This is a genomic window from Sphingomonas sp. CCH9-F2 (genome assembly GCF_001556735.1).
Lineage (GTDB): Bacteria > Pseudomonadota > Alphaproteobacteria > Sphingomonadales > Sphingomonadaceae > Sphingomonas > Sphingomonas ginsenosidimutans.
Genome location: NZ_LSJO01000201.1, coordinates 1 through 2,846, shown reverse-complemented (window position 1 = coordinate 2,846; position 2,846 = coordinate 1). Strand labels below are relative to the sequence as shown.

Here is a 2,846-nt window from a genome sequence, read left to right as displayed (position 1 = left end):
GCGCATACCAGCCGTCACCCGACGCCCCCGCCGGGATCGCAGCCAGCGCGGTGGCCAGCGCGGCATCGTCGCGCACGACCGGCGCCACCTCACGCCCCGCCGTCAGGATCGGGCCATAGCCGGTGCAGCGGCACAGGTTGCCGGCGATCACGTCCTCGACCGGAAGATCGCACCCCGCCGCGCCGATGCTGCGCCCGTGCAGCGACATGACGAAGCCGGGCGTGCAGAAGCCGCATTGCGAACTGCCGTTGGCCGCCATGCACGATTGCAGCGGCGTGTCGCCGGAAAGGCTCTCGACCGTCATCAGCGCCTTGCCATGCAGCATCGGCAGGAACTGGATGCACGCGTTGACCGCGCGCCACGCCACCCGCGCACCGTCCGCCTCGCCGACCAGCACGGTGCACGCGCCGCAATCCCCCTCGGCGCACCCTTCCTTGGTGCCGGTGCGGCGCAGGCGATAGCGCAGATGGTCGAGCAACGTCGCGGTGGCGGGCGCATCCGCCACCTCCACCAGCTCGCCGTCCAGGATGAAACGGATCGTCACCTCAACTCCCGCGATAGGTGGAATAGGCAAAGGGCGAGACGAGCAGCGGCACATGATAATGCCTGCCCCCGTCGGCGATGCCGAACGCGATCGTCACCTCGTCGAGGAACGGCGGATCGGGCAGCGCCACACCGCGCGCGCGGAAGTAATCCGCCACCGAGAACGCCAGCCGGTACGTGCCCATCGCCAGCGCGGGCGGGAACAGCCCCGGACACCGCCCGTCGGCATCCGTCGTCCCGGTCGCCAGCACGCTATCGGGGCCATGCAGCGTCACCGCCATTCCGGCGGCGGGACAGCCGTGCATCGTGTCCAGCACATGCGTCGACAGCGTCGTCATGCCGCCACCCCGCGCGGCCATTGTCCGGCGAATTCCGGCTCGTCATAGGCGATGAACGCGTCGACCAGCGCCCCGGCATCGTCGCGGAACAGCTGGTCCGCCACCCCCTTCGCCAGCCGCGGCAGCGCATGCTTCAGCCCCGACAGCGCGGCGGCGGACAGGCCGATGCTGGCCAGCGCCGAATAATTGAACGCGAACAGCCCATGCAGCAGCGCGGCATCCTCCGCCCGGCGCGGCAACAACTCGAACGCCGGCCCCAGATAGGGGTGCGCGTCGAGCAGCGGATGCGCCTGCCCCGGCGGCGGCGTGTAGCGATCGGCCCAGCGCGCGATCCGGTCCGCCACCCCGCCCAGTTCGGGGCGCAGCGCCGGGTCGGACAGCAACCCGGTCGACAGCACCAGGAAATTGAAGTCGAAATGCCCCCTGGGCGTCGTCACCCGCGCGCCCTCGCCTGCCGTTTCCACTGACAGCCACGGGCTGCCCAGATGCAGCGCGAAGCCGGGATGCGCGCTCGCCGCCTCGAACATGTCGGTGGTCGGCGGCTGGTTCTTCATCAGGAAGTCGCGCATCGCGCGATATTTGTCGGCATCGGCCAGCGCGGGGTAGCGCGGGGTCATCCCCACCCGCTCCATGAAGCGGATCGGGTTGACGCGCGGCAATGCCTCGCGCCGCGCGAAGACGTGCACTTCGGCGACGCCCGCCTCCAGCGCGGCGTTGGCATTGTCGAACGCCGACGCGCCGATCCCCAATATGCCGATGCGCTTGCCCGCCAGCGCGGCGTAATCGATCCCGGCGGAGGTGTGGGCGTAGAGGTGCGGCGGCAGCGCGTCGCCGACGAAGGCGGGGACATGCCATTCCCCGCCGCCCTGGATGCCGGTGGCCAGCACCACCTTGCGCGCGGTCAGCACCTCTCCATCCGCCAGCCTGACGCGGAACAGCCCGGTGCCGGCGGGATCGATCGCCACCACCTTCGCCTCGTTGCGCACCGGCAGGTTCAGGACGCGGCGGTACCAGCGCAGATAGTCCATCCACATCGCGCGCGGGATCTTGCCCAGCGCGTCCCAGCCGTCCGCCCCGAACTGCGCCTCATACCAGGCGCGGAACGTCAGGCTGGGGATGCCCATGTCGATCCCGGTCAGATGCTTGGGCGTGCGCAGCGTGTGCATCCGCGCATAGGTGGCCCACGGCCCCTCGCGCCCGGCCGGATTTTCGTCCAGCACCAGGATACGGTTCACCCGTTCGCCGATCAGCGCGAAGGCGGCGCCCAGCCCGCTCTGTCCGCCGCCGACGATGACGACGTCATAGGCATCGTCGCCGCGCGGCACCGTCCAGTCCGCGCCGCCCCAGTCGAGCCATTCCAGGTCGCGGGTCACCCGCGCCTCCAGCCCGGTCAGCGTCATGCCGCCTCCTCCAGCCGCAGCTTCGTGATCCTGCCGATCTCGTCGATCGCGGTGGCGATCTCGGTATCGCGGTCGTTCGCCAGCCGCGCCGCCATCGCCGCCAGAATGCCCGCCTTGTCGGTCAGCCGGACGCAGATGATGAACGGAAATCCGAACCGCTCGCGATAGCGCGCGTTGAGATCGTGGAAGCGCGCGAACTCCTCCGCGGTCAACCGATCCAGCCCCGCCGACGCCTGCTCCGCCGCCGACGCCTGCGTCAGCGTCCCGTCGATCGCCGCCTTGCCCGCCAGTTCGGGGTGCGCGCGGATCAGCGCCAGCCGCTCTGCATCGCTGGCGGTCGCCACCACCGCCATCAGGTCGGTGTGCCGGTCGCCGCTCGACGGCCGCGCATCGGCGCGCGCCTCCACCCATGGGCTATGTTCGAACAGCGCGGTCACGATCCCGTCCCCTCAAGGCTGACATGCGCGGATACGACCTTCCAGCCGTCCTCGAACCGCACCCAGGCCTGCGTCTGCCGCCCGCGCCGTTCGCTGCCCTCGCGGAAGAACTCCGCATCGGCGGTCGC

At 70.6% G+C, this 2,846-nt stretch carries 5 protein-coding genes; all 5 read right to left on the bottom strand.

What is annotated here, in order from left to right; translation table 11 throughout:
• Nucleotides 1-544: 2Fe-2S iron-sulfur cluster-binding protein (locus AX685_RS05870; RefSeq protein ID WP_156445698.1), on the bottom strand; the 544-nt coding region annotated here is incomplete at its 3' end.
• 1 nt (nt 545) lies between these two features.
• A complete protein-coding gene (gene uraH / locus AX685_RS05865) occupies nt 546-881 on the bottom strand; it encodes a hydroxyisourate hydrolase (RefSeq protein WP_066486369.1) in 336 nt (111 codons plus the stop codon).
• The gene (locus AX685_RS05860) at nt 878-2,281 is read right to left on the bottom strand and encodes an FAD/NAD(P)-binding protein (RefSeq protein WP_066486366.1); all 1,404 of its coding nucleotides are present in this window, start codon (nt 2,279-2,281) and stop codon (nt 878-880) included. The genes uraH and AX685_RS05860 overlap by 4 nt, the downstream gene beginning before the upstream one ends.
• On the bottom strand, nt 2,278-2,718 hold the full coding sequence (uraD, locus tag AX685_RS05855; protein ID WP_066486364.1) for a 2-oxo-4-hydroxy-4-carboxy-5-ureidoimidazoline decarboxylase: 441 nt from the start codon (nt 2,716-2,718) through the stop codon (nt 2,278-2,280). The genes AX685_RS05860 and uraD overlap by 4 nt, the downstream gene beginning before the upstream one ends.
• Nucleotides 2,715-2,846: AtzH-like domain-containing protein (locus AX685_RS05850; protein WP_156445697.1), on the bottom strand; the 132-nt coding region annotated here is incomplete at its 5' end. The genes uraD and AX685_RS05850, both read right to left, overlap by 4 nt.